The 6718-nt window shown below is 69.2% G+C and carries 6 protein-coding genes and 2 pseudogenes; 4 read left to right on the top strand and 4 right to left on the bottom strand.

The window, feature by feature from the left end; genetic code table 11:
* On the top strand, positions 1-1764 hold a 1764-nt coding region (locus VGR06_RS23650; protein WP_327561301.1), incomplete at its 5' end, for a PEP-utilizing enzyme.
* A 208-nt stretch (positions 1765-1972) separates the two neighbouring features.
* Here the strand turns inward: VGR06_RS23650 and VGR06_RS23645 are convergent.
* Positions 1973-2575 (bottom strand): hypothetical protein, encoded by a 603-nt coding sequence (locus tag VGR06_RS23645; RefSeq protein WP_327561300.1) that lies wholly within the window; start codon positions 2573-2575, stop codon positions 1973-1975.
* A gap of 177 nt (positions 2576-2752) precedes the next feature.
* Here VGR06_RS23645 and VGR06_RS23640 point away from each other — a divergent pair, with 177 nt between their 5' ends.
* The 3 genes and pseudogenes from VGR06_RS23640 to VGR06_RS23630 all read left to right on the top strand — a co-directional run bounded on the left by VGR06_RS23640 (position 2753) and on the right by VGR06_RS23630 (position 5291).
* A complete protein-coding gene (locus VGR06_RS23640) occupies positions 2753-3559 on the top strand; it encodes an AraC family transcriptional regulator (protein ID WP_327561299.1) in 807 nt (268 codons plus the stop codon).
* A 255-nt stretch (positions 3560-3814) separates the two neighbouring features.
* A pseudogene (locus VGR06_RS43995) lies at positions 3815-4386 on the top strand (cyclophilin-like fold protein).
* Positions 4387-4523: 137 nt separating this feature from the next.
* Positions 4524-5291, top strand: coding sequence for a glucose 1-dehydrogenase (locus VGR06_RS23630; protein ID WP_327561297.1), 768 nt, complete (start codon positions 4524-4526; stop codon positions 5289-5291).
* A gap of 351 nt (positions 5292-5642) precedes the next feature.
* Here VGR06_RS23630 and VGR06_RS23625 read toward each other — a convergent pair whose 3' ends face one another.
* The 3 genes and pseudogenes from VGR06_RS23625 to VGR06_RS23615 form a co-directional block, all read right to left on the bottom strand.
* The gene (locus VGR06_RS23625) at positions 5643-5774 is read right to left on the bottom strand and encodes a hypothetical protein (RefSeq protein WP_327561296.1); all 132 of its coding nucleotides are present in this window, start codon (positions 5772-5774) and stop codon (positions 5643-5645) included.
* 112 nt (positions 5775-5886) lie between these two features.
* Positions 5887-5994, bottom strand: a pseudogene (locus VGR06_RS23620) (IMP dehydrogenase); the annotation flags it as partial.
* Between the two features lie 90 nt (positions 5995-6084).
* Complete coding sequence (locus VGR06_RS23615) at positions 6085-6681, bottom strand: flavodoxin (protein WP_414637319.1); 597 nt, start codon at positions 6679-6681, stop codon at positions 6085-6087.
* Positions 6682-6718: the final 37 nt, after the last annotated feature.

Genomic DNA, 6718 nt, shown 5'->3' with positions numbered 1-6718 from the left:
GGTGACCCGACCCGGACGGTGGTGACGGCGGTGGCCGGGCTGGGCGAGCCGCTGGTGTCCGGCGAGACCGCCGGCGAGGAGTGGACGGTCACCGGCCGGGAAGCGGCGGCGACCCGCGCCGGCCCGGACGGTGCCGTGCTGACGCGGACTCAAGCACGGGAGGTGGCGCGGCTGGCCCGACGGGCTGCCGTCCATTACGGCGACGGCCCGTACGACATCGAGTGGGCCATCGATCGGGCCGGGAAGCTGTGGCTGCTGCAGGCGCGGCCGATGACCGCCGTACCGGAACAGGTGTTTTGGAAGGCGCCCGGGCCGGGGTTGTGGATGCGCAACTTCCGGCTCGGCGAATGGCTGCCCGAGGCGGTCACCCCACTGTTCGCCACCTGGTTGCTGCCAGTGCTGGAGGACGGCTACCTGGACGGCATGCAGGCCACCGTCGGGGTGCGGGTGCCGTTCCGGTACGCCTTGGTCAACGGCTGGTACTACAACGCCACCCCGATCCCTTCGCTGAAACTCCTCGCCCGGGTGCTCCGGCACGGCAGGGTGAAGATCTTGTACAACGCGCTGATCCGGGTCAGTCGCGACCCGGCCGCAGCCGACCGAGCGGTCCTGTCCGATCTGGACCGCCACTGGCGTGACAACCAGGCGCCCCGCTACCGGCAGCTCGTCGCCAGCGCGGCCGCCGAGGCGGACACGGCCACCCCGCAACGCCTCGGCGAGCTGGTCGGCATGCTTGGCGCGGAAGCGGGGATCTGGCTGTGGTACCTGGCCATTGTCGGCGGGTCGGCGTGGAAGATGGAAGCCCGCCTGACCCGCTTCACCCGCCAGCACCTCGGCAGCGTGCTGCCCGACCGCGATGGTGGAACCCAGCTGCTGCTGCGGGGCCTGGCCACGCCGGTGGCTGGTGCGCATGCGGTGCAAAGCGTCGACTGGTATCACCCGGTCGCCGGCGAACTCCCCGCCATCGGCGGCCCCGACGACGTGGTTGCCCAGCGTCAGGGCGAGCTCGCCGAGCAGCGGATCGACGCGGAGCGCCGCTGCCGACAGGCGCTGGCCGACCGGCCGCGGCTGCGGGCCCAGTTCGACCGGCTGCTAGAGGTCAACAAGCGGTACGCGGTCATCCGCGAGGAGCAGGCCCGCGACTTCACCCTCGCCTGGCCCGTGCTGCGGACCTGTGCGCGCCGCCTGGGCGAACACCTGGCCGACATCGGCGCCATCGAAGCGCCGGACGACGTCCACTTCTGCACCCGCGATGAGCTGAGCGCCGCACTCGCCGGCGAGGGCAGCCAGATCGTGGAGGCTGGCCAGCGACGCGAGCGGTGGCAGCGGCAGCGTCGGCTGACCGCGCCGTTAACCCTCGGCCGACCGGCGCGGCTGATCGGCGATGTCATCGACCGCGCCGTCCAACAGGCCCGCGGCGCCAACCCGGTTCCCGACGGCGCGCTCGTCGGGCACCCCGCGTCCGCGGGACGCGCCACCGGACCGGTCCACGTCGTGCACGGCCCGGACGACTTCGCCGCGTTCGCCGCCGGTGACGTGCTCGTCGCCAAGGCAACCGCGCCGGCGTGGACACCACTGTTCGCGCGGGCCGCCGCCGTGGTCACCGACGGCGGCACCCTGGCCGCGCACGCCTCCCTGGTGGCCCGCGAATACGGGATACCCGCGGTTGTCGGAGCCGGCGACGCCACCCGGCGGCTACGCACCGGACAGCTCGTCACCGTTGACGGGACCACGGGCGTGGTCACCGTCCACACGACCAGCTGAACGCGATCTTGGCCGGGCCCCGGCCGCCGGCTGCCTGTGCAAACTCTTGTACAGCTTCGCGATACTTCGCGGCCCACCCCCGTATGGCCCTCTGATCCGTTCGCCGCTCGGAGTGGAACGCGGGTGGCACGCGGCCGCCCGAAGGGCTCAAGTCGCCACCCGAGGCGCGCACGCTCCGCTCCGCCTGGCCGTGGCAGGCGAGTCCGGATCAGATTGGCAGGCTTGATCGTTCGTTTCCGCTCGTGCGGCGGGTCCGGGTAAGCATGAGAACGCTTGCGGTGACTCCCGTGAAGCCGAGAGTGATCAGGCGTGGGTCGGACTTGTGGACGCCGAAGATCGTCCAGCAGGACAGCTCACCCAGGATGAGCATCCAGGTTCCGCGTGAGACTCCCGTGGGGTGATCTGTTCGGTACGCGGTCCAGATCGACGGCGTGACTTGGAGGATGAAGGCTGCCGTGAGTAGCGTTCCCAGGCCGGTACGGCCGGCGACGGTGAATCCCGCGGTGAGGAGGGCGACCCAACTGCTAATCAGGACCGTCGGCCGCGCCTTCGCCTGTCCGCGCTGGGCGAGCATCGTCGCGAGCGCGCCGGAGAGGAGCGTCGCGGAGGAGGCCGGCACAAGTGCCGTCCAGTACCCCGAGAGCGCGAAGTAGGCGAGCCAGGCAGCGTTGTTCACGCTTGTGAGCGTCGCCCAAGACCAGGAGACGCCGGCGGTGTCGTCCGTGGCCCGTAGTTTGAGGATCTGGGGCAGGAACTGCGGGATCGCAAACGCCGCGGCGGCGATCGGCGCGTAGTCGAGGACGTTACCCATGATCGTCGTCCGCCTCCAGCGCGAAAGGGCGGTCCTTCAAAGAAATCTGTGGTGGTTCTCTGGGGGACCCTAGGTGGAGCCGGAGCTCGAGTCTTGTACGAGATTGCTTCGGGCTAGGCTGATCCCGTGGCGAGAGCCTCCGGCCCATCGAAGCCGCAGGAGGCCGATGACGCTCGGATGTGGCGGACAGAAGACCTCGGCGGCTTGGAGCTGCTGAGGGCCACCCTCAGTGAGTTCGCCTTCCGCCCGCACGCGCACGAGGAGTTCTTCATCGCCCTCACTGAGGAAGGCCTCGCCACGCCCAGATACCGGGGAGACACCCACGTGATCCGCCCCGGCGACCTGGTCGTGCTCAACCCGGAGGAGGCTCACGCTGGCGGTCCCCCGGCAGAGGTTTCCTGGACGTATCGGGCTCTCTACCCCCGCCCGGACCTCATGCGCGAGATCATGGCGGAGTTCCCCGGAGACAGGCCGACGATGCCCGAGTTCGGCGGGGATGTCGTGCGGGACCGGGAGGTCGCGGCGCGTCTCCGCCGCTTCCACCGGCTCTCGGAGCCACCCGAATCAAGCACGCTCGAACGGGAGGTGTATCTCGCCGAGGCCCTCGTCCTGCTGGTCGGCCGCCACGCGGTACCTCCGCATGCGCCCAGACCGCCGGGCCTGGAACGCAGGGGGGTCCGCCTCAGCAGGGAGTACCTGCAGGAGCATGCAGCCGACAACGTCACTCTGGAAGCCCTGGCCCGGTTCGCCGGCCTCAGCGCCTTCCACCTGTGCCGTGTGTTCCGGGAGGCGGTGGGAATGACGCCCCATGCCTACCAGACGCAGGTCCGGGTGCGGCGCGCCAAGTCCCTCCTGAGAGCGGGGCTGCCGATCACCCTGGTCGCCGCGGAGGCGGGCTTCTACGACCAGGCGCACCTCACCCGACACTTCAAACGCATCGTAGGCCTGACCCCTGGCCGGTACCTCAAGGACGCCACCACCTGACGTCTCGAAGCGGGTTCCCGCGGCTGGGAACCTTCGCCAACGACGCCGAGGTAGTCGACCGGCTGACGATTACCTCGTGCCCGGCGCCGAGCAGGGTCTGAGCGGCTGCCCGACCCAGCCCGCCGGCGGAACCGGTGATGAAGATGCGTGCCATGTGCTTCCTTCCGCCGCACCTTGCTCGTCGGCGTACGGTGCGTCTCGTGGCGCCGTTCCGTGCGGGTGGCATCGTCGGTGGCGAGGTCCCTGCCAGGGTCGATGGCTCAGCTTGAGGCCAGCTGTGACCGGGCTAGCCGCAGCGCGGCTAGCGACCCCGCTACCAGTACTGCACCTCCCTGTACGGGGAGTGGAGTCGCACCATCACGTTCATGTCTTCCGGGAGATCGTGGCCCCCGAGCGGGAGAAGCCTCGGTTGGTGGGTGTACTGAGAGGGCATCCCAACCAGGCAGGATCCGTCGTAACGTCGTCGACGTGGACGAGACGCCGATCAAGATCACCATCGCCGACACGGTGTTCACCGCACGACTGGCCGACAACGCGACCGCACGCGACCTCGCCGCCCAACTGCCGCTTACCTTGGCCTTCAAAGACTTCAACCACGTCGAGAAGGTTGCGACACTTCCCCGGCGGCTGTCTACGGACGGCGTACCAGCAGGAGCCGACCCAGACTTCGGCGATATCGGCTACTACGCGCCCTCGGGCGACCTGGTTTCTACTACGGCGACGTCGGCTACTGGAATGGCATCGTCCGCCTCGGCCGATTCGACACCACGATGGAGCTGATCGAGCACCAGGACGACAACTTCCGGGTCAGGATCGAACGCGGCTGATCGCCCGGGGTGGCGGTGACGATCGCAGCATTGTGCAGCCCGATCCAGCCGTGATCTCCAGCTCGGCGCCGGTTCGACGTGCGGGGAACGGCCATTCAGGAACGCCGACACCATCGGCAGAAGGAGAGTCAAGGCTCGTGAACCCGACCTACGACTTCGCTGGACAGGTAGCACTCGTGACGGGCGGGAGCTCCGGCATGGGCCTTGCCACCGCACGCGCGTTCGCCGAAGCCGGCGCCGCGGTCGTCATTGCCGACATCAACGAGACCACGCTGGGTACGGCCACAGACGAGTTGACAGCCGCTGGCCACCGGGTCCTCGGTGTTGGCTGTGATGTGTCCGACGAGGACAGCGTGGCAGCCATGGTGAAGGCGACCGTCGACAGCTTTGGCCGGCTCGACATGGCGTTCAACAACGCCGGCATTCAGGTTCCACCCAGCGATGCCGCGGACGAATCGGCCGAGGTTTTCGACCGGGTCAATGCAATCAACCTGCGCGGGGTGTGGGCGTGCATGAAACATGAGCTGGGCCAGATGCGTGGCCAGGGCAGCGGCGCGATCGTCAACTGCTCCTCCCTGGGCGGTCTCGTCGGACTTCCGGGCCGGGCCGCCTATCATGCGTCGAAGCATGGTGTGATCGGGCTGACGACCAGCGCGGCTCTGGAGTACGCGCCCCGCGGTATCCGCATCAACGCTGTCTGCCCGGGCACCATCGAGACCCCGATGGTCGCCGACATGATCGCCAAGGGCGAACTCGACCCGGCCGAAGCAGCCGCTGCGACCCCGATCGGCCGCCTCGGCCAGGGCGAGGAGGTCGCCGCATCCGTCCTGTGGCTGTGCAGCCCTGGCGCCGGCTTCGTCGTCGGCGTCGCCCTCCCCGTGGACGGTGGCTACACCGCCCGCTAACGGGCTGCTGCCCTCGGTCCCGGCAGGCAGTGAGCCCGACGGCGACGACCCGGGTTGTCTGGAGCTGGGCCTGATCATGTCCCCTCCGATTTCTCCGGTCGGGGTGAGCGCAGCCCACGGCGATGGCTCGGCCGCGGCCGAGGTCCTCGATCATCCGGGCTGTGTCCTGGCTGCTCCAGGAGTCGATGTCGGCGACCACCACGGTGGCACCGTGACCCGCGAACGCCAGTGCAGTGGCGCGGCCGATGCCGCTGGGCCGCCGGTCACGAACGCGACCTTGCCGGGCCAGACCGCCGTTCTCGTCGGACGATGACCTGTAGTGGCTCCTGCTGTGCGAATGAGTAGCTGCGGTCAGGGACGGAGAAGGACCTTGATCGCCTGCCGGGCGTCCATGGCCTGGTAGCCGGCGGCGGTCTGGTCGAGCGGCAGCTCGAGGTCGAAGACCTTGCCCGGATCGATGCGGCGGTGCCAGATCAGATCCATCAGCTCGGGGCAGGAAGCGGCGCACCGGGGCGGGGCCGCCGTGCCGGTGCACGTGGGAGAAGAACAGCTCTTCCCCGGGCAGCTGTACGTCGTGGGCGACGCCGACGTAGCCGACGTGGCCACCGGGCCGAGTGGCGCGGATGGCCTGCATCATCGACTCCTGGGTGCCGACCGCCTCGACGACGCTTTGCGCGCCGAGCCCGTCGGTGAGGTCCTTGATCCGGGCGACGCCGTCGCCGCGCTCGGTGACGATGTCGGTGTCGTCCTTGAGAGTTGCGGTAAGTGGTCGCCGACGGACTTGGACCCGTCACTAGGTGAGCAGGCCGATGCGGCGTAGCCACGACTCGACGGCCGGGCCGGCCTCGGCGGCTTCTTCCCCGCGGACGGCGAGACCTTCCCCGAAGGTCGCTCCCGGACACGATGCGGCGTAGTCGCGTTCGGTGGTGCCTAGGCCGCTCATCGCGTACGTGGTGAGCGGGTGGATCGTCTTGCCGGTGAAGTTGAGGCTCTCGGTGAAGGTCGACATGATCATCGGTGCTCGGATGTTCCAGATCGGGCTGCCCAGTAGCACGGTGTCGTAGCGTTCGATCGAGGTCAGCGGGTTGGCGATGGCCGGCCGGGCGTCGGCGTCCTGTTCCCGGACGTTGCGTTGCACCGTGGGGTCGTAGTCGTCGGGATAGGGGACGGCGGCCGCGATGCGGTGCACGTCGCAGCCGATGAGCCGGCTGATCATCTCGGCGACGACCTGGGTGTTGCCGACGGTGACGCGTCTGCGGCCGCCGTTGTAGTAGTTCTCGCCCGCTCGGGAGAAGTAGGCCAGCAACACGGTGCCTCGGTTGAAGGAGGACTGGCTGGCGGCGGCCCGTGGTTGTTTCCTGGACTGCCGGGATGTGGTGCAGCCGTTCATCGTGGCGCCGATCGCGGTGCTGGCGGCACCAAGTAGG

Origin of the sequence: Actinophytocola sp. (genome assembly GCF_036002505.1) — a bacterium.
GTDB lineage: Bacteria > Actinomycetota > Actinomycetes > Mycobacteriales > Pseudonocardiaceae > DASYTH01.
The sequence above is the reverse complement of the archived record's forward strand: the minus strand, read 5'-3'. Positions and strand labels throughout refer to the sequence as shown.

Bases quoted from the DNA above. Each gene is read 5' to 3' on its own strand.
- VGR06_RS23645 (WP_327561300.1), bottom strand. From the start codon at position 2,575: ATGGGTAACGTCCTCGACTACGCGCCGATCGCCGCCGCGGCGTTTGCG.
- VGR06_RS23640 (WP_327561299.1), top strand. From the start codon at position 2,753: ATGTGGCGGACAGAAGACCTCGGCGGCTTGGAGCTGCTGAGGGCCACC.
- VGR06_RS23625 (WP_327561296.1), bottom strand. From the start codon at position 5,774: ATGGATCTGATCTGGCACCGCCGCATCGATCCGGGCAAGGTCTTCGAC.
- VGR06_RS23615 (WP_414637319.1), bottom strand. From the start codon at position 6,681: ATGAACGGCTGCACCACATCCCGGCAGTCCAGGAAACAACCACGGGCC.